General features: G+C 35.0%; 23 protein-coding genes. 15 read left to right on the top strand and 8 right to left on the bottom strand.

What is annotated here, in order from left to right; genetic code table 11:
* Positions 1-51 precede the first annotated feature (51 nt).
* The 3 genes from AC1RP4_RS04750 to AC1RP4_RS04740 all read right to left on the bottom strand — a co-directional run bounded on the left by AC1RP4_RS04750 (position 52) and on the right by AC1RP4_RS04740 (position 2784).
* Positions 52-462, bottom strand: a complete 411-nt coding sequence (locus AC1RP4_RS04750) for a hypothetical protein (protein ID WP_481761583.1) — start codon at positions 460-462, stop codon at positions 52-54.
* On the bottom strand, positions 455-1765 hold the full coding sequence (locus AC1RP4_RS04745) for a Y-family DNA polymerase (protein WP_481761582.1): 1311 nt from the start codon (positions 1763-1765) through the stop codon (positions 455-457). Before AC1RP4_RS04745 ends, AC1RP4_RS04750 begins: the two co-directional genes overlap by 8 nt.
* 137 nt (positions 1766-1902) lie before the next feature.
* A complete protein-coding gene (locus AC1RP4_RS04740) occupies positions 1903-2784 on the bottom strand; it encodes a LysR family transcriptional regulator (protein WP_481761581.1) in 882 nt (293 codons plus the stop codon).
* 136 nt (positions 2785-2920) lie between these two features.
* Here AC1RP4_RS04740 and AC1RP4_RS04735 point away from each other — a divergent pair, with 136 nt between their 5' ends.
* The 3 genes from AC1RP4_RS04735 to AC1RP4_RS04725 all read left to right on the top strand — a co-directional run bounded on the left by AC1RP4_RS04735 (position 2921) and on the right by AC1RP4_RS04725 (position 6296).
* On the top strand, positions 2921-4561 hold the full coding sequence (locus tag AC1RP4_RS04735; protein WP_481761580.1) for a malolactic enzyme: 1641 nt from the start codon (positions 2921-2923) through the stop codon (positions 4559-4561).
* A gap of 29 nt (positions 4562-4590) precedes the next feature.
* Complete coding sequence (locus AC1RP4_RS04730) at positions 4591-5559, top strand: AEC family transporter (protein ID WP_409022066.1); 969 nt, start codon at positions 4591-4593, stop codon at positions 5557-5559.
* Positions 5560-5705: 146 nt separating this feature from the next.
* A complete protein-coding gene (locus AC1RP4_RS04725) occupies positions 5706-6296 on the top strand; it encodes an ECF transporter S component (RefSeq protein ID WP_409022067.1) in 591 nt (196 codons plus the stop codon).
* Between the two features lie 80 nt (positions 6297-6376).
* Here AC1RP4_RS04725 and AC1RP4_RS04720 read toward each other — a convergent pair whose 3' ends face one another.
* The 3 genes from AC1RP4_RS04720 to AC1RP4_RS04710 form a co-directional block, all read right to left on the bottom strand.
* Positions 6377-6754, bottom strand: coding sequence for a hypothetical protein (locus AC1RP4_RS04720; protein WP_481761579.1), 378 nt, complete (start codon positions 6752-6754; stop codon positions 6377-6379).
* A 20-nt stretch (positions 6755-6774) separates the two neighbouring features.
* The gene (locus AC1RP4_RS04715) at positions 6775-7470 is read right to left on the bottom strand and encodes a DNA/RNA non-specific endonuclease (protein ID WP_481761578.1); all 696 of its coding nucleotides are present in this window, start codon (positions 7468-7470) and stop codon (positions 6775-6777) included.
* Between the two features lie 89 nt (positions 7471-7559).
* Complete coding sequence (locus tag AC1RP4_RS04710; protein ID WP_481761577.1) at positions 7560-8537, bottom strand: Gfo/Idh/MocA family protein; 978 nt, start codon at positions 8535-8537, stop codon at positions 7560-7562.
* Between the two features lie 135 nt (positions 8538-8672).
* Between AC1RP4_RS04710 and AC1RP4_RS04705 the strand changes: the two genes are divergently transcribed.
* The 12 genes from AC1RP4_RS04705 to msrB all read left to right on the top strand — a co-directional run bounded on the left by AC1RP4_RS04705 (position 8673) and on the right by msrB (position 23317).
* Positions 8673-9350 carry a glycoside hydrolase family 73 protein gene (locus tag AC1RP4_RS04705; RefSeq protein WP_481761576.1) on the top strand — a complete coding sequence of 226 codons (678 nt, stop codon included), beginning with the start codon at positions 8673-8675 and terminating at the stop codon, positions 9348-9350.
* 177 nt (positions 9351-9527) lie between these two features.
* Complete coding sequence (locus tag AC1RP4_RS04700; RefSeq protein WP_409022073.1) at positions 9528-10100, top strand: xanthine phosphoribosyltransferase; 573 nt, start codon at positions 9528-9530, stop codon at positions 10098-10100.
* A gap of 140 nt (positions 10101-10240) precedes the next feature.
* Positions 10241-11380, top strand: a complete 1140-nt coding sequence (locus AC1RP4_RS04695; protein ID WP_481761575.1) for a 5-(carboxyamino)imidazole ribonucleotide synthase — start codon at positions 10241-10243, stop codon at positions 11378-11380.
* Between the two features lie 144 nt (positions 11381-11524).
* Positions 11525-13750, top strand: coding sequence for a DNA helicase PcrA (gene pcrA, locus AC1RP4_RS04690; RefSeq protein WP_481761574.1), 2226 nt, complete (start codon positions 11525-11527; stop codon positions 13748-13750).
* A 34-nt stretch (positions 13751-13784) separates the two neighbouring features.
* Entirely contained in the window at positions 13785-15806 is a 2022-nt protein-coding gene (gene ligA / locus AC1RP4_RS04685; protein WP_481761630.1) for an NAD-dependent DNA ligase LigA, read from the top strand.
* Complete coding sequence (locus AC1RP4_RS04680; protein WP_481761573.1) at positions 15793-16941, top strand: CamS family sex pheromone protein; 1149 nt, start codon at positions 15793-15795, stop codon at positions 16939-16941. Before ligA ends, AC1RP4_RS04680 begins: the two co-directional genes overlap by 14 nt.
* Positions 16942-16978: 37 nt before the next feature.
* On the top strand, positions 16979-17281 hold the full coding sequence (gene gatC / locus AC1RP4_RS04675; protein WP_409022077.1) for an Asp-tRNA(Asn)/Glu-tRNA(Gln) amidotransferase subunit GatC: 303 nt from the start codon (positions 16979-16981) through the stop codon (positions 17279-17281).
* Between the two features lie 2 nt (positions 17282-17283).
* Positions 17284-18747: an Asp-tRNA(Asn)/Glu-tRNA(Gln) amidotransferase subunit GatA gene (gene gatA / locus AC1RP4_RS04670; RefSeq protein WP_481761572.1), complete on the top strand. Its 1464-nt coding sequence runs from the start codon at positions 17284-17286 to the stop codon at positions 18745-18747.
* A complete protein-coding gene (gene gatB, locus AC1RP4_RS04665) occupies positions 18747-20177 on the top strand; it encodes an Asp-tRNA(Asn)/Glu-tRNA(Gln) amidotransferase subunit GatB (protein WP_481761571.1) in 1431 nt (476 codons plus the stop codon). The genes gatA and gatB overlap by 1 nt, the downstream gene beginning before the upstream one ends.
* A gap of 34 nt (positions 20178-20211) precedes the next feature.
* Positions 20212-21252, top strand: coding sequence for a diacylglycerol kinase (locus AC1RP4_RS04660; RefSeq protein ID WP_481761570.1), 1041 nt, complete (start codon positions 20212-20214; stop codon positions 21250-21252).
* Positions 21253-21384: 132 nt separating this feature from the next.
* The gene (rlmD, locus tag AC1RP4_RS04655; RefSeq protein ID WP_481761569.1) at positions 21385-22749 is read left to right on the top strand and encodes a 23S rRNA (uracil(1939)-C(5))-methyltransferase RlmD; all 1365 of its coding nucleotides are present in this window, start codon (positions 21385-21387) and stop codon (positions 22747-22749) included.
* Between the two features lie 130 nt (positions 22750-22879).
* Positions 22880-23317 carry a peptide-methionine (R)-S-oxide reductase MsrB gene (gene msrB, locus AC1RP4_RS04650; RefSeq protein ID WP_481761568.1) on the top strand — a complete coding sequence of 146 codons (438 nt, stop codon included), beginning with the start codon at positions 22880-22882 and terminating at the stop codon, positions 23315-23317.
* A gap of 72 nt (positions 23318-23389) precedes the next feature.
* On the opposite strand, the gene AC1RP4_RS04645 is transcribed toward msrB, so the two are convergent.
* Both AC1RP4_RS04645 and AC1RP4_RS04640 read right to left on the bottom strand, forming a co-directional pair.
* Positions 23390-24709, bottom strand: coding sequence for an APC family permease (locus AC1RP4_RS04645; protein WP_481761567.1), 1320 nt, complete (start codon positions 24707-24709; stop codon positions 23390-23392).
* Positions 24710-24813: 104 nt separating this feature from the next.
* Positions 24814-25209, bottom strand: coding sequence for a DUF4828 domain-containing protein (locus AC1RP4_RS04640; RefSeq protein ID WP_481761566.1), 396 nt, complete (start codon positions 25207-25209; stop codon positions 24814-24816).
* Between the last annotated feature and the right edge of the window lie 106 nt (positions 25210-25315).

Below are 25315 nucleotides of genomic sequence, written 5' to 3'. Positions count from 1 at the left end.
ATTAATCAAACAAAAAAGGTAGAAGAAGTATAGTAAGTAGAAGTTATCTACTTATATACTTCTTCTACCTTCTCCATTAGTCATTTGGCTTAATGATATTGCATGAATATCATTAATTTTAACGGTGATATGATTGATAATTATATTATCTTCATACCAGCCATTAATGAGTCCCTGTATAGGTTCTAAAAGTGTATCATCCAAATTTTTATTAGTGAGATCAACAGTGACAGGGGTGGATTTAATGATTGCCAAATTGATTACTTCTGCAATTTTAGTATCATTCATCTTAATGTCATGTGTTAATTTCTGTTTTCGTGTCTCTTCGTTTAATTTTTTTGTTCGAGCCGATGTATGGTCGCTTAAATAGAATCCTTGCCATTTCATCATACCGCGATCGTGATAATCATATTTTAAAAATTGATTTATCAAATTTGCATCAACATCAGTTGTTTTACTCATAGGTATTACCCCCAGCATGGCCACCGACTAACCCAGCGCGATAAATAGCTGTTGCACCTTCAGACTTACTGGAAAGTTTTACGATCGATTTAAAACCATATTTTTTTCGTATGATGTCAATGGTATTGTCCAAGTTGTGATTCTTTTGTTCCGTATTATTAGTGTCAAACATGTCTAATTGTTGACTATTATCGTCAACTAATTTGCCACACGAAATACTAATATGTCTTAGAGCTTCATGACGCCATTTTTTTCGAAATAGGTCGATGGCATATTTTGTGATTTGGGCATTACTATTTGTTGAATCAATTTTTAATGAACTACCAAAGCCTGAATATCTTTTTCCAGAATCTGTCGTTTCGGCTAAAGAAAATCCAATGCCTAAATTAATGACAGTAGCCACTTTGTGATGAGAACGTAATCGTGCTGCTACTTGTTCTGCAATTTCACGAATAACGACTTCAATTTCAGATTGGATAACATAGTCTTTTGGTAAGACTTGGCTATTACCATAGGATTTTTCCTTGGGGGTATATTTATCATGAATGATTGAACGATCAATTCCCCAAGAAAACGCAAATAATTGGCTACCAATTACGCCAAATTTGTTTTTTAATTCATATGGGTTGAAGTGAGCTAAATCGTTCATTGAATTGATATGATTTTTTTGTAATTTTTCGGCAGTTTTAGATCCAATTGACCAGATATCGTCAAGTTGTGTTATTGGCCATAACTTATCGGGGACGTCTTCATAATGCCATTCAGCAATTAAACTATGGTTATGTTTTGCTTCAATATCCAGAGCTAATTTAGCAAGAAGTGGATTATCACCAATACCAACGGTTGTATAAATTCCTGTTTCCCCTTTGACCGCAAGTTGAATTTTACGAGCAACTTCATAGGGACTATTTCCGAAAAGTTTCCAACTAGTCGTCATATCAATAATTGACTCATCGATAGAGTATGGGTGAATATCGTCATTTGAGGCAAATTGTTGAAATAGCTTATTGATTTTTAAGTTCTCTTCTATGTAAAGATTCATTCTGGGTTGGGCAACAACTAAACGTTTATCATGAATTGGAACATCAGTAGCTCGTGATACGTTTGTGATACCAAATATTTTCTTAGCCATAGGGCTAGCAGCTAGTACTAACCCGCTACCTGTATTCTTTGCTGTAGACATAACAACGAGAATAGAGCGTAATGGATTAAGACCGCGTGCAACTGATTCGACAGAAGCATAGAAAGATTTTGAATCAATCATAAAGATGACTTTTCTAGGTTCGTTACTATAATTGTACATTCGAGGAAACCTCCTTAACATATATCCAATTATACGAACATACGTTTCTTTAGTCAATGATATTTAGTCAAGCGGTGCTATAAATAATAAAAAGAATAACTTATACCTTTATATTTAAGGTATAAGTTATTCTCTTATTAGATAGAAGGATCAATTAAAACGTCAATTAATTTTGCTTGTGTAGGCGTTAAAATATGACTTGTACGATAAACGAGTGACATTAAAAATTTAGGTTGATCTAATTCCGATAAGGGGAGTGAGACTAAATCATCTGCAGCATCCAATGCTAGTTCTGTTAAAAAACCAATACCAACATTTTCGGTAACCATTTTTTTAATAATCTGACTGTCACTTGTTGTATAGATAATCTTTGGTTTGAAATGATTTTTTGTTGTTAACTCTTTAAAAGCGATTGGATGAACAAAACCCTCATTTTGCATAATAAATTTTTCATTTCGAAGTTCAGAAAATTTAACGGATTCTCTTGAAGCAAGTGGATGATGTTTGCTAACGATAATCTTGAAGTGTTTAGATGCAAAATTTCTGGCAATTAAGCGGTCATCTTCTATTGGTTTAACGGAACCTAATAAAGCCATATCTAATGATCCGTTTATTAACTGAAGAAGTAGGGCTTGGGAACCGTTCTCAACTGTATCTAGATGATTAATCAGACCTGAATTAAATAAATTGCTGACAATTTGCGGAAAATAGTACGTTCCTATAATAGGTGGTAATCCAAATCGAACGTGCTCATTTTTAAGTTGGTTAATTTCTTGGTTAGCAATTGTTAATTCTTTGAGAATAATATTAACATGTTCAGCGAATTGTTCACCACTTGGTGTAAAAGAAACTTGATGATGTGATTGATCACGAATAATCAGATTTGTGTCTAATTCAGTTTCTAAGCGTTTCATTGCAGTTGTGATTGTTGGTTGACTAACTGAAAAAAAATGAGCAACTTTTGAAAAATTTCTCAAATTAATTATTTGTTGATAATATTCTAAATCTCGAATGTTCATTATAATCTCCTCTAAATCAACGTTTATAATCCTCATATAAATAATATTTATAGTATAACACATGTTTGACTATAATTTTTAAAGGGGTGTATTCTTGCTCTTGTAAGTTAAAGAGAAAATAAAATATAAAAAAATAATGGAGGAATTAATGATGACAAAAGCACAAGATATGTTAAATAACCCATTTGTAAATAAAGGTACAGCATTTACAATGGAAGAACGTCGTGAATTAGGACTTATTGGTATGTTACCAGCTAAAGTTCAAACAATTGAAGAACAAGCAACACAAAACTACGCACAATATTTAAGTAAAGAAACTGGTCTTGAAAAACGCCATTTCTTAATGGAATTATTCAATGAAAACCGTACACTATTTTTCTACTTAATGGGACAACATGTGGCTGAATTTATGCCAGTTGTTTATGATCCAGTTGTTGCTGATTCAATCGAAGAATACAACGAAATTTATGTAAATCCACAAAACGCTGCATTCTTATCAATTGATCATCCAGAAGATATCGAAGCAACATTAAAAAATGCTGCTGCAGGACGTGACATTCGTTTAGTCGTTGTGACAGATGCTGAAGGTATTTTAGGTATGGGCGATTGGGGTGTCAACGGTGTTGATATCGCAATTGGTAAATTAATGGTTTATACAGCTGCTGCTGGAATTGATCCTTCACAAGTTTTACCAGTTTCTATTGATGCTGGAACAAATAATGAAACATTATTGAATGATCCATTATACCTTGGTAACAAACATGAACGTGTAACTGGTGACAAATACTATGACTTCGTTGATGGCTTTGTCCAAAGTACAAAGAACTTGTTCCCAGAATTGTTATTACATTGGGAAGATTTTGGCCGTTCAAATGCTGCTAATATTCTTGAAAAATATCAAAACGAAATCACAACATTTAATGATGATATCCAAGGTACAGGGATTGTTGTTTTAGCTGGTATCTTAGGTGCTCTAAGTATCACTAAAGGTTCAATTGTTGACCAAACAGTTATTACTTATGGTGCTGGTACTGCTGGTGTCGGAATTGCTAACCAAATTATGGACGAAATGAAACGCGCTGGTGTTTCAGAAGAAGATGCTCGCAAACGTTTCTTCTTAGTTGATAAACAAGGATTGTTATTTGATGATACAGAAGACTTAACACCTGGCCAAAAAGAATTTACGCATAAACGTTCAGAATTTGCTAATGCTGATGAATTAACTTCTTTAGAAGCTGTTGTTAAAGCTGTTCAACCAACTGTTATGATTGGTACATCTACACAACCTGGTACATTTACAAAAGAAATTGTTCAAGACATGGCTTCACATGTTGAACGTCCAATCATCTTCCCATTATCAAACCCTACAAAATTAGCAGAAGCTAAGGCTGAAGATTTGATTGCATGGACTGATGGTAAAGCTTTAGTTGCTACTGGTATTCCAGCTGATAATGTTGATTACAAAGGTGTTACTTACCAAATTGGTCAAGCAAACAACGCACTTATGTACCCAGGTCTTGGATTTGGGATTATCGCTTCAACATCTTCAAGAGTTAATGGCGAAATCTTATCACAAGCTAGTCATGCTTTAGGTGGAATCGTTGATACTACAGCCGTTGGTGCTGCCGTATTACCACCAGTAACACATTTAGCAGAATTCTCACAAACAATTGCTGAAGTAGTTGCCCAAAGTGTTGTTGACCAAAAATTAAACAAAGAAGCAATTACAGATGTTAAAAAGGCTGTCTCAGATATGAAATGGACACCTAAATACTAAAAAAAGCGTAGAGAGAAGGACAATTAATTATGGTATTTTTCCAATCAATTCAAAGTGTTCTAGTTGTTGTTTTGATGATGGTACTTGGATACATTTTACAAGTTAAAGGTTGGTTCGCTGATTCATTTGGTGGCAATATCTCATCATTAATTACAAAAATTGCTTTACCAGCTTCAATTTTCGTTTCTGTTTTAAAATATTTAAAACGTGATCAATTAGCTGCATTGTCAGGTAGTTTACTCTACCCAGCAATTGCTGTTATTATCGGTTACTTAATTGCATGGGCACTTGTTCATATCTTGAACATCAAACCTGGTCGTCGTGGTATCTTCATGAATGCCGTTGTTAATGCAAATACAATTTTCATTGGTTTACCTTTAAATATTGCGTTGTTTGGCGATAAGAGTATCTCATATTTCCTTGTTTACTATATTATTAATACAGTTTCAACATGGGCATTTGGTGTTTTCTTAATTTCAAATGATGATCCAACAAAAGACAAATCAGATAAAACGAAAAAGAAAATTAACTGGGCTAAAGTAATCCCAATGCCACTTGTTGGGTTCATCGTTGCATTAATCTTCTTGGTTCTTGCAATTCCAGTTCCTGATTTTATTAGCCAAACATTAGGTTATGTTGGTGGATTAGTTACACCATTATCATTAATCTATATTGGTATTGTGTTAGCTAAAGCCGGTTTGAAGAGTATCAGATTTGATCGTGATACAGTCGTTGCATTACTTGGACGTTTTATTTTATCACCAATCATTTTAATCGCTGTTATTCTTTTAGGTACACATTTAACTGGTGCAGATTTAGCACCATTATTACAAAAAACTTTGATTGTTCAATCAGCTACACCAATGTTAGCCGTATTACCAATCTTAGCTAATGAAGCACATGGAGACGTTAAATACGCAACAAACATTGTTACAACAAGTACAATCTTGTTCATCATTGTTGTTCCTGTTTTAACGACCCTTATCTCATTCATGTAATATAAAATTTATTTAAAATAGAACGTCACTGATTACCTCTATAATTAGTGACGTTCTATTTTTTTGCATATTAAATGGTAACAATCGTTAAATCGGTTATAATAAGGGAACGGAAGTGAAATGATTAAATTTGTAGGAGTAAGTAGATGAAAACTAATAATAAAACATATCATATGAGTATTTTGGCGTTATTTATTTCAATCATTATTGTTCAAAATTTTGTGCCATTATTTGGTTACATCCCTGTTGGCCCCTTAAGCATCACAACCATTCATATCACGGTGATTGTTGCTGCTTTAGTGTTTGGCTGGAAAGATGGTGCATTTATCGGTGGTGTCTGGGGATTAATCACATTTATCAGGGCGTTTGTGTCGCCAACTAGTCCACTTGCACCCATTGTTTTTACAAATCCACTTATAGCAATTGTGCCAAGAATTTTAATTGGAATTGTGACAGCAGTCATTTTTTACTTTTTATATAAATGGTGGAAAAACAAAACGTTAGCCATGATTATTGCCTCTGTTTTTGGTTCATTGGTTAATACGGTTTTAGTTTTAGGCCTTATCTATCTTTTATATCATGGGCAAGCAGCTAATTTTTATAAAGTTGATATGGCACAATTATTACCATATATTATGGGACTAGTTGTCACAAACGGTATTCCAGAGATGATTTTAGCAGGGATTGTTGCGCCATTGATAGCAAGACCTTTACAAAAAATAGTTCGGAAAAGTTAGAGAACAAAATACACGATGCTAATAGGTAAAAATAAAAAAGTTATTAACAACGAATGATATTTCGCTGTTAATAACTTTTTTTAGTTGAATTTAGAAATAATTTTAGAATCTAATGTTCCATTTTCTAGTGCAATTAATGCGTCGATTATAGGCATATGATGAATTTCAGTATCATCTGCTAGCAGACTACTAGGAATAAAAAAGGTTGTTGAATAGTGATCACCTGCTAGATAATCACCATCAATTGTCTGACCTAAGATACAAACGTCATCCCAGTTCAAAGAGATAGTATCAGGTGTTTTCAAGAAGTTCATTGTTTCTAAAAATTGTGTTTGAAGTGAGCTGCCAGGAAATTGTAAATAGCCATCATTTGTCTGACGGATATTTGAATTAAGTAATAATTGTTGTAGCGTTTGTGGTGCTGAATCTATCAGTTGACTTTTTAATTCTGTGAACATGAATAACACACTCCTTTGAATTAACGTTTATTCAAAATAGTAACATTAAATTTAATATTGCCCCAAGAAGTTGTACTTTTACCTTGCATTTGAATTGCTTTAGGGAAAAGTGACTTACCAGAAAAAATTGGTGTTACCTGATAACGGACATGATCTCCTTTATCAACTGCTGCACGAACTGCGTTTTCATACTTGGTCATGTAGGGTGTGTTAACAGGGTTTTGATATAATGTTGCTAAATTTTCTTTTTTATCACCACTACCACCAAGTTGTCGACCGATTAAATGTCCACGGGAATGAAAATAAGGTGACAGCCCTGACACAAAACCAGTTGGTCGAATTGAAGAATCTGCTGATGACCCTCTAGATTCTAAAGCTTTAACTAAAAGAGCATTGGCCTGAGTAGCACGGCCAAGAGAGTCAAGAGCGCCGTATTTTATCCAACCATTGGCATTATCTGCAAGATCACTTTTTGAAAAGGTTGGCGCACCATTATCCACAATTCCATTAATGGCCTTGCTACTATTAATAGAACTAGTATTTGCTGTTCCTGTCCCATTTTTAACATTGACTGAAGTTGAATTGCCATTTGTTTGTAGCAAATCTTTTACAGTACTAGGTAATTTTCCGCTGAAAAGGGAGACAACTAAAATGACAGCAAGTCCAATTAGATAATTACGTGTTCGATTCTGAATATAACGTTTCTTTCGTTTCATAAAATTAACTCCAACTCTTTTTCTTTTAGTGTAGCATGGAATTAAAAAAAGTTATCAACAATTTCTAGTGATAACTTTTCAGATGAAGCTTATTTTTCAAAAGGATATTTAAAGCCCCATTGTTCACGAGCTTGTGTCATTATTGACATAACATCTGTTGTTTTTTCTAAGAATGGTTTAGGATTTAAATTACCCAAAACCATATCTTGAACATCTTTAATTTCATAATTCATGGCTTGTTTTGTATGGCCGGCAGTGATTTCTGTAGCTGTTCCATCAGATAATACAAGAGCAGCTTTATTAGCTCGAGGATAATCGTAAACAGTAAAGTAACCACCTTCATAAGCAATAATACCCATTTTAGGCATTTTAGCTCTGAATGTTAAGGCAACAGTTGCGAGTTCATTATTGGCATTTTGTAAACTAATCGTTTCAGATTCGTCAACACCTGATTCGAATAAATTCATTGCTGAACCTGTGATTTCTGGTGTGGCTGTCATGAATTGACGGACAAAGGCTAATGCATAAACACCGATATCTAATAATGCGCCACCAGCTAAATCAGGATTGAAGAAACGATTTGTTGGATCAGGATCTTTAAAACTACCAAATGAGGCTTGGACCATTTTTAGTTTGCCTAATTTTTTTTCTTCAGCTACTTCAATAATTTTTTTATAAAGTGGCATATGATAAATAGTCATTGCTTCTTGTAAAATCAAGCCTTTTTCTTCAGCTAAATCAGTTGCTTGTTTAAGTTCATCACTAGTCATGGTGATTGCTTTTTCACTTAAGACGTGCTTGCCAGCTTTAAGTGCAGCCAAGATTGTGTCGATATGGTAGTTGTGAGGTGTCGCAATGTAAACGATGTCAATTTCATCATCAGCTAATAAGTCTTCATAGTTACCATAGGCATGTGGAATATTAAATTCGTTAGCAAAAGTTTGCGCTTTTTCTAAGTTTCTTGAGCCAGCGGCATAGATTTCACCAAATGGTTGATCAAAGTAAGTTGTAAAGCTGTGAGCGATGTTACCAAGTCCAATAATTCCCCAATTTAAATTTTTTGTCATTATGTTCTCCTGTCTCATTTAAGATAGCTCAAGCTTAACAGAAATTTAATAAAAAGAGAAAAAATACGATGGTAATAGATATAGAATTAGGGTAAAATAAGTGAAACAATTAAATGTATAGGGACGGGTGTACTAATGAAAAAGAAAAATGGTCGGGGGATTTTTGTAAAGAACGGTAAAATTCAAGTTGCGAATATTGTTGTTTTAATTTTAATTCTTGGTATTATTACAGTCGTTGTTTCAATGAACGTTCATAAAAAGAATGTTGCTCGAGATGAATCTATTGCGACGTCATTATCAACCTCAAAAATTGAAGCAAGTGAATCAGCAAAAAAAGCAGCAGCAGAAGCTAAAAAACAAGCATTTATTAAGAAAGTAGCACCTGAAGCACAAAAAATGCAAAAAAAATATAAAGTCTTTTCTAGTATTACAATTGCACAAGCTATCTTAGAATCTGATTGGGGAACGAGTTCTTTAGCTAAAGACTACAATAACCTATTTGGAATTAAAGGAACGGGCGCACGTGCAAAAGATTTCAAAACTAAAGAACAAGAAAAAGATGGCACATGGAAGACGGTTACGGCTAAATTTATCGTCTTCAAAGATTGGGACGAAGCAATTATGTCTCATTCGAAATTATTAGCTAATGGAAATACATGGAATAAAACACAATTTGCTGACGTTCTTTCTGCAGCAACTTACGAAGATGCAGCAGCAGCTTTAGTAGTTGATGGGTACGCAACAGATAATGATTATAGTACAAAATTAACAGATATCATTAAACAATATCATTTAGATAAATATGATAAATAAACGGGATTAATGTCAAGTATAATAACGATAAATGAGTAGATTCAAATTGAAATTACCCTTATATTATGTTATTCTTAAGTCATTCAAAACCGGAATGTAGCTTTTTTACTTATACCGAAGTGAAAAAGCTATTTTTATACCCAAAAAAATATAAATAGCAAGAGGAGCGTACCCCACGTGAAACTTTTAGAAGACAGAATTATGCAAGATGGTATTGTATTACCAGGAGATGTATTGAAGGTCGATCAATTTTTAAATCACCAAGTTGATCCTGATTTAATGTTAGCAATGGGTGTGGAATTTGCTGAATTATTCAAAAATGAAAAAATTACTAAAATTTTAACAGTTGAATCATCAGGTATTGCCCCAGCAGTATTCGTTGGGTTACAATTTCATGTTCCTGTTGTCTTCGCACGTAAAAATAAGAGCGTTACGATGCAAAATGATTTATATTCTGCTTCTGTTTACTCGTACACAAAGAAAGTTGAAAATACAATTGCCGTTGCCAACAAGTTTTTAGGTGAAAACGATCGTGTTTTAATCATTGATGACTTCTTGGCAAATGGCCAAGCAGCTGAAGGACTCTTCCAAATTTGTGACGAAGCTAAGGCAGAAATTGCTGGAATTGGAATTGTAATTGAAAAATCATTCCAAAAAGGTGCCGAATTAATTCATGAACGTGGCGTACGTTTAGAATCACTTGCTAAAATTTCATCATTTGATGGTGATCAAGTTCATTTTGAAGATTAAATTAACGAAAAGAGCGCAAAATGTGCTCTTTTTTATTTTCTTATAAAATTGTTAAATTATGGTTGTTAAAACTTGATTGCCCCGCGGGATAACAGTATGATTAAGGGTATAAAGCAAAAGTAGAAAGTAGTGAATATATAGTGGAAAAAAAAGTTATCTTTCCTGGAAGTACATTGGGAATAATCGGAGATAGTCCAACGGGTGCAATGTTGGCTATGGCTGCAAGAAATTTAGGGTTTAAAATCGCAGCATACAGTCAAAATGAAGTTAGTGAGACACTTCAATTAGCAGATTATTCTGTTGTAGGTAAGATGAATGATAAGGATAAATTGAAAGAATTCGCTGAACGAACAGATATTGTGACGTATGAATCTGAACACGTTAATTCAGAAGTGATTGAATATATTTCAAAATATACTTATGTGCCACAAAAGTATAATGCATTAGAAATTATGCAAGACCGCTTGTTGGAAAGAGCTTTTTTTGAACAATTAAATATTAATATTCCACCTTTTGAAACAATTGTATCATTAGAAGATGTGTATAATTCTGTACTTTCAATTGGGTATCCCAGCGTTTTAAAACCAATCCAAAAAGGGTTTGGTAAAAGTTACCAGAGTGTTCTCAATACGCAAACTGATATTTCAGATGCGGCGTACTTGGTTGAACGTGGCACCTATATTTTAGAATCATGGATTCCTTATGAACAAGAAATCTCAATGGTTCTTATCAAAAATGGTAAGGAAATTAATTTTTTCCCAGCTGTTGAAAATAAATATCGTGATCATCGATTACACGAATCAATCGTACCAGCTAACTTAGATACAGAAATTTCTGCTGAAATGCATAAAATTGCCATTAAAGTTGCGGAAAATCTAGACTACACTGGCGCATTAGAAATTGGCTACTTTGTAACTAAATCAGGTGCAATTTATGTTAAACGTGTCGTGCCCGCTATGCATCAATCAGGGTATGTTTTTGATAAAGCAACAAACGTTAGCATGTATGAACAGCATTTACGTGCCATTTGTGGATTGCCACTATCAAAAGTGAAATTCCTTGCACCAACTGTTATGGTGTCATTAAAAGAAGAAGAACGTGCCGATTTAAAGACACAGTGGGTTCTTAAAAATAATTGGTATTACCATTTTTATCGTTACCCTGAAAATCATAAATTAGATCGTGCTGGGCATATTTTGGTTCAGTCAGATTCAGTTCGTGAAGCATTGAATCAAATTGAAGATACAGGCATTTGGGATAAAAAAGAAACAACAAATTAAATGAAATTAGAAGGATGAATCGTTTTGAATCGGTTCGTCTTTTTTTATGAACAAGTTGAGACATATATTCATAAAAATTAAAGAAGTTAAGGCGTTTTTTTGCTATAATAAATAATGACTGATTTATAGAGAGGATTGATTAATTTGACTACTGAAAGCTTATTGAACGGAATGAATAACAAACAAAAAGAAGCTGTCCTAAAAACAGAGGGACCACTCTTAATTATGGCTGGAGCTGGAAGTGGTAAAACGCGAGTATTAACGCATCGCGTTGCTTACTTAATTGAAGAAAAAGGTATCAATCCATGGAACGTATTAGCAATCACATTTACAAATAAAGCATCAAAAGAGATGCGCGAACGTGTTAATAAATTACTTAACAAAGGGGCAGAAGATGTTTGGGTTTCAACATTCCATGCACTTTGTGTTCGTATTTTGCGACGTGATATTGACCAAATTGGTTATAATCGTGCATTTACAATTGCCGACCCAGGTGAACAAAAGACTTTAGTAAAACGTATTTTAAAAGAACAAAATATTGATCCACAAAAATTTGACCCAAGAACCGTTTTAGGAGCAATTTCAAATGCAAAAAATGATTTATTAACAGAAAAAGAATACGCAGAACGTGCTGCAAGTATGTTCGAACAAATGGTAGCTAAAGTTTATACGGCATATCAAAAAGAGTTACGCTCAAATCAAGCAGTTGATTTCGATGATTTAATTATGTTAACTATCCGTTTATTTAAAGAAAAGCCTGAAACATTGGCTTTTTATCAAAATAAATTTCAATATATCCATGTGGATGAATATCAGGATACTAATGAAGCACAATATACCTTAGTAAACATGTTAGCTGAACGTTTCAAAAATCTCTGCGTCGTCGGGGATGCTGACCAAAGTATTTACGGTTGGCGTGGGGCAAACATGGATAACATTATGAATTTTGAAAAAGATTATCCTGATGCTGATGTTGTTAAGTTGGAACAAAACTATCGTTCAACGAAAACAATTCTGAATGCTGCCAATGCAGTTATTGATAATAATACGAACCGCAGTGATAAGAGTCTTTGGACTGATAATAAAGATGGTGAGAAAATTTCTTACTACCGTGGCCAAAGTGAAAATGATGAATCACATTATGTGGTTGAAAAAATTCAAGAACAAATTAAAGATAATCACTTAAATTACGGTGATTTCGCCATTTTATATCGAACGAATGCACAGTCTCGTGTGATTGAAGAGACATTCTTAAAATCAAGCGTTCCTTACAAAATGGTTGGTGGACACAAATTCTACGAGCGATTGGAAATTCGAGATATCTTAGGCTACATTCGTTTAATTGCTAATGATCAAGATTCAATGAGTTTTGATCGTATTGTAAATGTCCCAAAACGCGGTATCGGTGCAAGTAGTGTGGACAAATTACGTGAATTTTCAGATATGAATAATTGGACAATGCTTGAAGGTGCTGAAAACTCAGCGCTTGCTAATATTTCTGGTAAAGCTGAAAAATCATTACAAGAATTTGCCACAATGATTCGTGGATTACAAAAAATGCGTGAGTTCTTGAATGTGACCGAGTTAACAAAAGAAATTTTAAAACAATCAGGTTATGAAGCTAATTTGAAAAAGACGAAAACGATTGAAAATGAAACGCGACTTGAAAACGTTGAAGAATTCTTGTCTGTAACTCAGCAATTTGATGATCGTTGGGAAGCTGAAGAAGATGATAGTGACCGTTATGTTGATTTCTTAGCTGATTTAGCACTAGTTTCTGCACAAGATGATATTGAAGAAGAACCTGAAGAAGTCACATTGATGACATTACATGCCGCTAAAGGACTTGAATTTCCAGTTATCTTTTTAATGGGATTGGAAGAAGGCATATTCCCTCTTTCTCGTGCCATGTTAGAAGATGATCAACTTGAGGAAGAACGTCGTTTAGCATATGTCGGAATTACTCGTGCTGAACGCAAATTATATTTAACAAATGCTTTTTCAAGAATGTTGTATGGTCGTCGTCAAAGTAATCAAGCTTCACGTTTCATTGGTGAAATAGATGAGTCATTACTTGAATTAGATAATCAAACGGCAGCACCATCTCGTAATTCATCGTATTCCAATCAACGTGCGACGGCGACAACATACCGTCGACCTGCTAAAACCGTTGAACGTGATAATGGTACAGGTGCTGATGCAGTTGTTTGGCGTATTGGTGAAAAAGTGGAACATAAAGCTTGGGGTACTGGGACAATCGTTAAAGTTTCAGGATCAGGTTCGGATGCTGAACTTGATATTGCTTTCAAAGAACAAGGGATTAAGCGTCTGTTGACAGCTTTTGCACCAATTACAAAAAAAGTGGACTAAATAAAAGGAGGGTTCAAGTTTGTCAAATCAAGCCATAACATTGGAAGAAGCAACTAATAGAGTGAATCAATTAAAAACTGACTTAATCAAATGGACGCGTCAATATTATGTCCTTGATCAGCCAACAGTTGAAGATCATGTTTATGATGAACACTACCTACAACTAGTAGAACTTGAAAAAGCCTTTCCTAATTTAGTGACACCTAATTCACCAACGCAACGTGTTGGTGGCCAGGTACTGCCTGGTTTTGAAAAAGTTTCGCATGAAGTACCAATGCTTTCATTGGGGGATGTCTTTTCCATTGAAGAACTATCGGAATTTGATCAACGATTACAAAAATCAGTTGATGCTGAGGTAAGTTACAATACTGAACTCAAAATTGATGGATTGGCCATTTCGTTAACATATGAAAATGGTGTATTCGTTAAAGGATCAACTCGTGGAGATGGCACAATTGGTGAAAATATTACTGAAAATCTTAAAACAGTCAAATCAATTCCACTAACATTGACGGAACCCATTTCAATTGAAGTTCGTGGAGAATGTTACATGCCAACAAAGGCGTTTGTTGCGTTGAATAAACGTCGCGAGGAAGCTGGAGAAACGGTATTTGCTAATCCTAGGAATGCAGCAGCAGGTAGTTTACGACAATTAAATACAGCTGAAACGGCTCAACGACAATTGAGTACATTTATCTATTATATAGTTGATCCGGATGTCAAAACTCAAAGTGATGCGTTAAAACGCTTGTCTAAACTTGGATTTAGAACAAATACTGAATCACGTGTTACGAGTGATATGACAGAAATTTCGGCATACATTAATGAATATCAAGCAAAACGTCATGATTTATCTTACGATATCGATGGTATTGTTATTAAAGCAAATTTATTCACGATTCATGATGAAGTTGGTAATACGGTTAAAGTTCCAAAATGGGCAATTGCCTATAAATTCCCGCCAGACGAGCAAGAAACTAAAGTTCTAGATATTGAATGGACGATTGGTCGAACAGGTGTCGTAACACCAACTGCAATCATGAATCCTGTGCAGTTAGCGGGAACAACAGTTTCTCGGGCATCATTGCATAATGGGGATTTACTGAAACAAAAAGATATTAGAATTAACGATACGGTTAAGTTGCATAAGGCTGGGGATATTATTCCAGAAATTTCTGAAGTTGTCTTAGATAAACGACCAGAAGACAGTGTTGTGTATAGTTTGCCAACGAACTGCCCAGTTTGTGGAGCAATATTAGTTCATCTGGATGAAGAAGTTGCATTACGTTGTATCAATCCAAAATGTCCCGCACTCATTAAAGAGAGTCTGGCACATTTTGCTTCTAGAAATGCGATGAATATTGATGGACTAGGGCCTAAAATTGTTGAACAATTATTTGAAAATAAGTTAATTAGTGATGTTGCAGGATTGTATCAGTTAACTGCCGATCAACTGTTAACGCTAGATAATTTCAAAGAAAAATCGGTTAATAAATTATTAAATGCAATTGATATTAGCCGACAAAATTCAGTGGAACGCTTATTATTTGGACTAGGAATTCGGCATGTTGGAGCTAAGGCTGCTCGATTGGTTTCAGCCGAATTTAAAGATATTCATCAATTAATGACAGCAATTTCCGAAGATATTCTCGTCATTGATTCAATCGGACAGGTGATTGCGGATAGTCTTGTGACTTATTTTGCCAATGACCAAGTTCGTGAATTGATTGATGAACTGGATAATGCGCAAGTTAACTTAACCTTTTTAGGCAAAACAACTGCTGAAATTGCAGAATTAGCTGAAGGTAGTCCCGTGATGGATAAGAAAGTTGTCCTAACGGGAACACTTGATCAGTTGAAACGAAGCGATGCTAAAAAATGGCTTGAAGCAAATGGTGCTTCTGTTGTTGGTAGTGTTTCGAAAAAAACAGACCTATTAATTGCCGGGCATGATGCTGGAAGTAAGTTAACAAAAGCGAAGCAACTAGAAATTGAAATTTGGGATGAACAACAATTTATCTCAGTTATGGAAGGAGTGTCATATGAAAAAAATTAAGATTGGACTTATGTTAAGTTTCTCGTTAATTTTCTTAGCAGCCTGTGGCAATGTTGCCTCATCAGGCTCGTCGGGAACCTCTAAAAATACATCAAGTTCTGGTTACCAGACAACTGGCCAAACAAGTGATAGTAACTATGAAGGTGTCATTAAAGATGGTAAATATTTAACAAGTAAATCAAGAGGTGTGGCACTCACACAAAATGACAATGTCTTGAATTTAAAAAGTTTTGAATCTGGTCTGTTAGATTTATCTAAAGATCAATTTGCTACTGACAGTTATATTTTCCAAGAAGGACAATATTTAACAAAAACGACTGTTCAAAGCTGGTTAGGACGTGAATCAAGTGCTAATAAAGACGGATTAAACCCTAAGAGTAATGGTAAAACGGGTGAAACAGACCGTAATCCCATGTATGTACAGCAAGTTGAAGAACAAGATTTTATGACAAAAAAAGGCAGCAAATTATCACTCTCGGGTATCTCGGTAGGTATCGGAATGAACTCAGTTGATTATTATCAAAAAGAAGAATATGGGGCTGAATATAAAACCGTTATTTCTGATGCAACAATGAGAGAAAAGGGTAAAGAAGCTGCTAACAAAGTGGTTGCTCGTCTTCGTAAAACCAAAGGAATTAGTGATAGCGTTCCAATCATGGTGGCAATGTACAAGCAAGCACCAAACGATAGTTTAGTTGGCGGTAGTTTCTACGCCTACGCTGTGAATAAGAATGGTAAAACGACGATTGATAATTGGGATGATGTTTCAATTAAGAGTTATACGTTCCCAACGACATCGACGGCCACATCACCTAATACAAATGATGAAACGACATTTACGAATTTTAAAACTGAAGTTCAAAGTTTCTTTCCTAATTTAGCAGGTGTAACAGCACAGGTACAATATAAAAACAAAGCAATTACAGGGATGCACATCAATATTACAACTCAATTTTATAGTGAAACAGAGATTATTAGTTTCACTCAATATTTATCAACAACGGCCGTGAAATATTTAGCATCAGGGATTCCAATTGACATTACTATCAAAGGTAGTGATGGGACAATGCAAAGTTTCCTTGCCAAAACAGCTAAAGAAAGCACATACTATACGCATGTATTTACCAGTTATTAAAAAGAAATTAATTTGAATTTTGAAGGGATGGTTTTGAATGTCAATTAGTAAAGAAGAAGTCAAACATGTCTCAGAGTTAGCTAAACTAGAACTCAGTGATACAGATTTAGAACTATTTACCAGTCAATTAGATGATATTATCGGAATGGCTGAACAATTATCAGAAGTAGATACAACAGGCGTTCCAGTAACGACACATATTACAGATGTTCTCAATGTGATGCGTGAAGATGTCGCAGAAGAAGGAACAGATCGAGACTTACTCTTTAAAAATGCACCGGATAGTGAAAATGGCCTTATTAAAGTGCCAGCAATTATTGATGAAAGTGAGGAAGCTTAAGCATGGATTATTTCAAACAAGATTTATCAAGTTTACATGACGCATTAGTTAATAAAGAAATGAGTTCTGAAGAATTAACGAAGGCAACCTTTGCTGAAATTAAAGCACGTGATTCAAAGATTTCTGCTTTCCTCGCAATGAACGAAGAAATGGCACTTAGCCAAGCTAAGGCTGTTGATGCTGCTGGTATCGATGCAAATAATGTCTTAGCCGGGATACCAATGGCTGTTAAAGATAATATTGTGACAAAGGATTTAACAACAACTGCTGCAAGCAAAATGTTAGAAAATTTCAATCCAATATATGATGCAACAGTGATTGAAAAAATGCGCCAAGCACAAATGGTGACAATTGGTAAAACAAACATGGATGAATTTGCTATGGGTGGTTCTACTGAAACGTCAGCTTTTAAAACAACAAAAAACCCTTGGAATACAACGAAGGTTCCCGGTGGCTCATCAGGTGGTTCAGCTGCTGCAGTTGCTTCAGGTGAAGTTATTGCTGCTTTAGGCTCAGATACTGGTGGTTCTATCCGTCAACCTGCTTCATTTAATGGTGTCGTAGGAACAAAACCAACTTATGGTCGTGTATCACGTTATGGTTTAATTGCATTTGCATCAAGTTTGGACCAAATTGGACCATTCACACGTGGCGTTAAAGATAACGCTGCTGTTTTAAATGCAATCAGTGGTAACGATGTTCATGATTCAACGAGTTCAGCGCAAGCTGTTCCTGATTTTACTGCTGGATTAACTGGCGATATTAAAGGAATGAAGATTGCTTTACCTAAAGAGTATTTAGGTGAGGGTGTTGATGCTGGTGTTAAAGAAGCCATTCAAAAAGCAGTTAAGACGTTTGAAGAACTTGGCGCAACAGTTGACGAAGTTAGTTTACCAAACAGTAAATATGGTGTGCCCGTTTACTATATTCTAGCTTCTTCTGAGGCATCATCTAATTTACAACGTTTTGATGGTATTCGTTATGGATTCCGTGCACAAGACGTTAAGAGTTTGGAAGATGTTTATGTACGTTCTCGTTCAGAAGGTTTTGGGGATGAAGTTAAACGTCGGATTATGTTAGGAACATTCTCATTATCTGCTGGAACTTATGACGCTTTCTTCAAGAAAGCAGCTCAAGTTCGGACTTTAATCTGCAATGATTTCCGTAATGTATTCAATGATTATGATTTGATTATTGGGCCTACTGCACCTAATACAGCATTTAATATTGGTGATAAAATTGAAGACCCAATTACAATGTATATGAATGATATTTTAACGATTCCAGTTAACTTGGCTGGACTACCCGGCATGTCAGTTCCTGCTGGATTCTCAAATGGCTTACCAGTTGGATTACAATTAATTGCGAAATCATTCGATGAAGCAACAATGTATCGTGCTGGTTACGCATTTGAACAAGCAACTGATTTCCATAAAGAAGTCCCTACGTTAGGAGGCCAAAACTAATGAATTTTGAAACAACAATTGGACTTGAAGTTCATATTGAAATGAAAACTAACTCTAAGGCATTCTCACCTTCAAAAGTTGATTTTGGGGCAGAACCTAATACGAATACCAACGTTATTGACTGGGGTTATCCAGGTGTTTTACCAACTGCCAATAAAGGGGCAATTGAATACGGAATGCGTGCTGCCTTAGCTTTAAATTGTGAAATCACAAAGGATAACCATTTTGACCGAAAAAATTACTTTTATCCTGATAATCCAAAAGCTTACCAGATCACACAATCAGAAGAACCTATTGGTCGTAACGGCTTCTTAGAAATTGAAGTTAATGGCGAAACGAAAAAAATCGGAATTGAAGAAATGCACGTTGAAGAAGATGCGGGTAAAAATACGCATAATCCTAACGGCTATTCTTATGTCGATTTAAACCGTCAAGGAACACCTTTGATTGAAATTGTTTCACGTCCTGATATCAAAACACCTGAAGAAGCTTACACATATCTTGAAAAATTACGTCAAGTTATTCAATTTACCGGTGTTTCTGATGTGAAGATGGAAGAAGGATCAATGCGAATTGATGTTAATATTTCAATTAACCCAATTGGCCAACCCGGTTATGGGACAAAAACTGAAATGAAAAATTTAAATTCATTTGAAAATGTGCGTAAAGGACTTGAATTTGAAGAAAAACGTCAAATAAATGTCTTGATGTCTGGTGGTATTGTTCAACAAGAAACACGCCGTTTTGATGCACCAACTGGTACAACTATTTTGATGCGTGTCAAAGAAGGGGCTAGCGATTATCGTTATTTCCCAGAACCAGATATTCCACCAATTCATATTAGTGATGACTGGATTCAAGAAGTTAGAGAATCAATTCCCGAAATGCCTGACAAACGACGGACACGCTATGCAAGTGAATTAGGCTTGCCTGAATATGATGCTGAAGTCTTAACACAAACAAAAGAAATGTCAGATTTCTTTGAAGACACAATTAAGTTAGATGCAGATCCTAAGTTAGCTGCTAACTGGTTAATGGGTGAAGTTAATGCGTTCATGAATACAAATAAATTAAACTTACAAGATACTAAATTAACACCAGCAAATCTTGCTGGAATGATTAATTTAATTACTGATGAAACAATTTCAAGTAAGATTGCTAAAAAAGTTTTCCAAGAAATTATTAAAAATGGTAGCGAACCTAAAGCTTGGGTTGAGTCTAAGGGACTTGTTCAATTATCTGACCCAGCTAAGTTACAACCCATTATTGATGGTATTTTAGATAACAATGAACAATCAATTGAAGATTTCAAAAATGGTAAAGATCGTGCTGTTGGATTCTTAATCGGACAAATCATGAAACAAACACAGGGACAAGCAAATCCTAATGTGGTCAATCAATTATTGATGGCCTCATTGAAGCAAAGATAATCTTATTAAAATAAGATTCATGTGGAGGAACGGAATGAGAAAAAGAGCCAGAATTATCTATAACCCAACATCCGGTCGTGAGGCTTTAAAAAGTGATCTCGTGAGTATTCTAGACATCATTGAAAATGCCGGGTATGAAACTAGTGCTTATGCGACGACAGCGAAGAAACATTCAGCTCGAGATGAAGCAACGAGAGCTGCTAAATCAGGGTTTGATTTAGTAATTGCTGCTGGTGGCGACGGAACCATTAATGAAGTTGCTAATGGAATTGCTGGTCTTAAGCACCGACCTAAGATAGGTGTTATTCCAGCTGGAACGACAAATGATTATGCGAGAGCTTTGAAAATACCTAGGGATGATTCAGTTGCTGCTGCAAAAGTAATTGCAAAAGGTAACACAGTTAAAATGGATGTTGGACAAGCTGGAGAAAAATATTTCATTAATATCGCTGGTGGTGGATTATTAACGGAATTAACTTATGATGTTCCTTCACAATTTAAATCACTTTTTGGTTATCTGGCTTATTTAGCTAAAGGTGCTGAAATGTTACCTAGAATGAAACCAATTGAAATGAACCTTGAGTATGATGGGGGAATTTTTAAAGGGAAAGCATCAATGTTTTTATTAGCATTGACGAACTCTGTAGGTGGCTTTGAACAAATCGTACCAAACGCTTCACTTGATGACGGTAAGTTTACCTTGCTTATTGTTAAAGCGACTAATATCGCCGAAATGTTGCATTTAATGGCACTTGTGTTAAATGGTGGGAAGCATATTAATGATAAACGTGTGATTTATGTTAAAACGTCTAAATTAATTGCTAAACCAGTCGATAATAAAATGATGATTAATATTGATGGTGAATATGGTGGTGATGCACCAATGACTTTCAAAAATTTAAAGCAACATATCGAAATTTTTGCGAATACAGATGCATTGCCAGAAACGTCAATTACGTCAGGTCGTACGGCTGCCGAAATTACAGCTGAAGAACATTTTGTAAAAGAAGTCCAAGAAATGCATAGTGAAGATGTTGACGGTAATGGTACAATTAGTAAAGTAAGAGATAACTAAGAAATTAAGTAGGATTGAGGTGCTTGGTAAAGGCCTCAATCCTGTTTTATTTCTAGAGTTGGCAACTATTGACTTTTAGGGGTTAAACATGGTTGAATAAAGTAAATACGCAGGAACATCGAAAGGACAACAATGAAAAAACTACCTCCAGTAATAAAGAACCAAGAATTTGATACAGAAATTATCGATTTAACTTATCAAGGTATGGGTGTCGCTAAAGTTGATGGCTACCCATTATTTATTGAAAATGCATTACCAGGCGAAAAAGTTAGTATTCGTGTAATGAAAGTTAGCAAGAACTTTGGTTTCGCTAAAGTTTTAGCTTTTCGTAATGAGAGCCCAGATCGTGTTGAAACAAAAGGTTCAGCATATACACAAACTGGAATTGCACCTTTACAACATTTAGCATACCCAGCACAATTAAAATTCAAACAAGCACAAGTTCAAGAGTTATTGAAAAAAGCGCATTTGGATATTGAAGTATCTGATGCTGTTGGAATGGAAAATCCTTTCCATTACCGTAATAAAGCACAAGTGCCTGTTCGCGAAATTGCTGGTGAATTAAAAACAGGATTCTTCAAGAAAAACAGTCATGATTTTGTTGCAATTGAAGATTTTTTAATTCAAGATGAAGAAATTGATAAAGCAATCGTAGCTGTACGTGATGTCTTACAACGTTTCCATGTGGAAGCATATGACGAACGTGCACATAAAGGGATTATCCGTCACATTATGGTTCGCCGTGGTCATTACTCAAAACAAATGATGATTGTCTTAGTAACACGCTCTAAGAAATTACCAATGTTTACTGAAATTACTGCTGCAATCCGTGAATCATTACCTGAGGTTACAACTATTGTTCAAAATACAAATTCTGAAAAGACAAATGTTATTTTAGGCCGCGAAAACAAAGTTTTATTTGGCCCTGGTTATATTGAAGATCAATTAAATGGATTAACATTTAGAATTTCACCACATTCTTTCTACCAAATTAATCCTGTCCAAACAGAAAAATTATATGCTGCAGCATTTGAACGTGCTGGTTTAACTGGTAATGAAACAGTTATTGATGCTTATAGTGGTATTGGAACAATTTCATTATCAATGGCAAAACATGCTCGTCAAATCTATGGTGTAGAATTAGTTTCTGCAGCGGTTAAAGATGCGAAAGAAAATGCTAAGATTAATGGTATTGATAATGTTCGTTTTGAAACTGGGATGGCAGAAAACTGGATGGAAAACTGGAGTCATGCTAACTTAAGACCTGACGTTTTAGTTGTCGATCCTCCTCGTAAGGGGCTAGAACCAGCATTTATTGAAAGTACACTTAAAATGCAACCTAAAAAAGTTGTTTACATTAGTTGTAACCCTTCAACATTAGTTCGTGATTTACAGAGCTTCTTAGATGATGGTTACAAAGTTACAAAACCAATTTTACCAGTGGATCAATTCCCACAAACAACACATATTGAAACAGTTACAATTTTAGAAAAATAACCAATTTAATATAATAGATGAGGAAGACCAAAGGTATTTTACTTTTGGCCTTTTTTTTGCAAACAGATAAATTGTATTCAGTGTGAAAAAGAGTATTCTAATGATATCTTAAAACATTAGGAGGTCCATTATGTCAAAAGAAACTGAAAAAGAATTACGTGAACGTTTAACTAATGAAGAGTTTGAAGTTACACAACATGCTGCAACGGAAGCGCCATTTACCGGTAAATATGATGACTTCTATCAAAAAGGAATTTACGTTGATGTTGTTAGTGGGGAAGCACTTTTTAGTTCAGCAGAAAAATATGACGCTGGCTGCGGTTGGCCATCATTTTCAAAACCAATCCCAGGTTCTAAGATTGCTGAGTTGGTTGATAATAGTCTTTTTGGTTATCAACGAACGGAAGTTAGAAGTAAGGAAGCAAATTCACATTTAGGTCATGTATTTACTGATGGACCTAAAGACCAAGGCGGATTACGTTATTGTATTAACTCTGCCTCATTGAAGTTTATTCCTGAAGCAGAAATGGAAGCTGCTGGATATAGTAACTATTTAAATAATTTATAAAAAATAAAAACATTCGACTTAAGGGATATGAGCCTATCTGGCTCTAAAAGTTGAATGTTTTTATTTGTATAATTATCCTTGGCTTTTTTGATGAATAAAGTAAACAGGAATGCCAAGTCCCGTTATTAATAGACCAACAAGTGCTAACGTCGTTTGTGTTAATAGTGTCGCAACGAGTATAAAAATACCCCCAATAATCGCGATGATTGGAATGATTGGATATAAAGGAACTTTATAGGGTCTATTTAATTCAGGTTCACGTTTTCGTAATATAAAGATAGCAACGAAAACTAGTACATTAAAAATCCAAATAACAAAAATAAGCATATCTGTTAATAAATCAAAACTACCTAAGAACATCATTATTATTGCGATACTTATTTGTAAAAAGCCCGCAATATATGGAACTCTCGTATGAGGAGATAAGCGTTTTAGCCAATTACTAAAGGGGAGTTGGTTTTCTAAGGCCATCGCATATGGAACGCGCATACCGGTTAACGTATAGCCGTTAGTGGCACCGTAGACTGAAATTAAGATACCAACGGTCACAAACTTACCACCAAATTGTCCAAATAGTTGTCTTGAGGCATCAGAAGCTGCATTTAAATTGCCAGCTAATCCTGAAATAGGAAGAGCCTTAAGAAAAACAAAATTAATTAATGTATAGATAATTGTGATGAAAAATAATCCTGAAATAATGGCTTTCGGTAAATCACGTTCTGGATGGTGCATCTCTCCGGCAATATTTCCAACCCCAATCCAGCCATCATAAGCAAACATGGTCGCAAGAAGGCCGCCACTTAAAGCAGTAAAGAAAGACTGGTGCGCGCCGGATGTTAACGGAATTAAACTAAACGTCACTTGTCCAGGAGTGAAAATCCCCCATATCACAATGACAATAATAGGTAATAATTTTAAAACTAATGAAATTGATTGAAAGGTACCACCAACTTTGGCGCCTAAAAAGTTAATCAATGTGATACTGATTCCACTAATTAAAGCAAATGGGATAATTAAATGTGAATCAAGATGGAAAAGATTAATTAATTGTGTGCCAAAAATAATTGAAAGAGCTGCAATGTTTGCTGGATAATAAATGATTATTTGTGCCCAGCCAAGTAAAAATGCTGGGAAACGGCCATAAGTATATTCGATATATTTAATGGCGCCACCAGTTTCTGGGATGGCGGCTGCAAGTTCTGCAGCGGTTAATCCAGCACAGATAGTTAAAAAGCCACCAAGTAACCAAACAAATAAAGTTAAGTTAGCAGATTGGGTTTGTTGTGTAACGCTTGAAACTTTAAAAAAAACGCCTCCGCCGATAACTGTTCCCATTACAGTTGAAAGGGCAGCGAAAAAGCCAATATCTCGTTTTAGGTGATCATTGTTCATGGAAAAAGGTCCTCGTTTCTATATTAAAATGCGTATTTAACTATTTTAGACTATTTAAACGTGTAATGAAACAAAAAATGAAGATGATAATCAACAAAATTCTGTTAATCTACATCTTCATTTTTATCATCTTGTGATTCTACAATTGGGGCTAATTTAATGGGATAGGTCCGGTTATCTGCTTCGTCAAACAAACTCACTGGTCCTTGATCGTTTGCATCAATTCTTAGATGAAAACCATATTCATCTAAGAAACTAAGTTCACGCTCATCTATATGTTCAATCTTACCATCGAGTGCACGTTCGTCAATTCGAATTGTGAGGTCTGATGAAATATCCAAATTATGGTGTCGATGACTTAATTCATCGTAGAATAGCCAATGTCCAGCATAAAAAATAGGTAAAGAAACCTTAGTTTTAGGTGCGGTTATAGACTTAATATCTTTCGTTAATCCAATAAAAAATGATGCACCTAGTAGTGCAAAACTACGTTTCTTCACAGCTATCCCTCCTAATTAGAACTCTTCTACTTAAATATAGCACTTTTAGCTAACAAGCGGAAAGAATTGCCCAAAATATATATAAATTTAATCTATCGTCACAAAA

It is taken from the genome of Dellaglioa sp. CoH-56-MRSF-10, assembly GCF_056782175.1.
The sequence above is the reverse complement of the archived record's forward strand: the minus strand, read 5'-3'. Positions and strand labels throughout refer to the sequence as shown.

Coding starts and splice junctions, on each gene's coding strand:
- AC1RP4_RS04725 (WP_409022067.1), top strand. CDS start 5,706: ATGAAAACTAATAATAAAACATATCATATGAGTATTTTGGCGTTATTT.
- gatC (WP_409022077.1), top strand. CDS start 16,979: ATGTCAATTAGTAAAGAAGAAGTCAAACATGTCTCAGAGTTAGCTAAA.
- gatA (WP_481761572.1), top strand. CDS start 17,284: ATGGATTATTTCAAACAAGATTTATCAAGTTTACATGACGCATTAGTT.
- AC1RP4_RS04740 (WP_481761581.1), bottom strand. CDS start 2,784: ATGAACATTCGAGATTTAGAATATTATCAACAAATAATTAATTTGAGA.
- msrB (WP_481761568.1), top strand. CDS start 22,880: ATGTCAAAAGAAACTGAAAAAGAATTACGTGAACGTTTAACTAATGAA.
- AC1RP4_RS04745 (WP_481761582.1), bottom strand. CDS start 1,765: ATGTACAATTATAGTAACGAACCTAGAAAAGTCATCTTTATGATTGAT.
- rlmD (WP_481761569.1), top strand. CDS start 21,385: ATGAAAAAACTACCTCCAGTAATAAAGAACCAAGAATTTGATACAGAA.
- AC1RP4_RS04730 (WP_409022066.1), top strand. CDS start 4,591: ATGGTATTTTTCCAATCAATTCAAAGTGTTCTAGTTGTTGTTTTGATG.
- AC1RP4_RS04660 (WP_481761570.1), top strand. CDS start 20,212: ATGAGAAAAAGAGCCAGAATTATCTATAACCCAACATCCGGTCGTGAG.
- AC1RP4_RS04750 (WP_481761583.1), bottom strand. CDS start 462: ATGAGTAAAACAACTGATGTTGATGCAAATTTGATAAATCAATTTTTA.
- AC1RP4_RS04645 (WP_481761567.1), bottom strand. CDS start 24,709: ATGAACAATGATCACCTAAAACGAGATATTGGCTTTTTCGCTGCCCTT.
- gatB (WP_481761571.1), top strand. CDS start 18,747: ATGAATTTTGAAACAACAATTGGACTTGAAGTTCATATTGAAATGAAA.
- AC1RP4_RS04715 (WP_481761578.1), bottom strand. CDS start 7,470: ATGAAACGAAAGAAACGTTATATTCAGAATCGAACACGTAATTATCTA.
- AC1RP4_RS04680 (WP_481761573.1), top strand. CDS start 15,793: ATGAAAAAAATTAAGATTGGACTTATGTTAAGTTTCTCGTTAATTTTC.
- AC1RP4_RS04705 (WP_481761576.1), top strand. CDS start 8,673: ATGAAAAAGAAAAATGGTCGGGGGATTTTTGTAAAGAACGGTAAAATT.
- AC1RP4_RS04710 (WP_481761577.1), bottom strand. CDS start 8,537: ATGACAAAAAATTTAAATTGGGGAATTATTGGACTTGGTAACATCGCT.
- AC1RP4_RS04720 (WP_481761579.1), bottom strand. CDS start 6,754: ATGTTCACAGAATTAAAAAGTCAACTGATAGATTCAGCACCACAAACG.
- AC1RP4_RS04735 (WP_481761580.1), top strand. CDS start 2,921: ATGGAGGAATTAATGATGACAAAAGCACAAGATATGTTAAATAACCCA.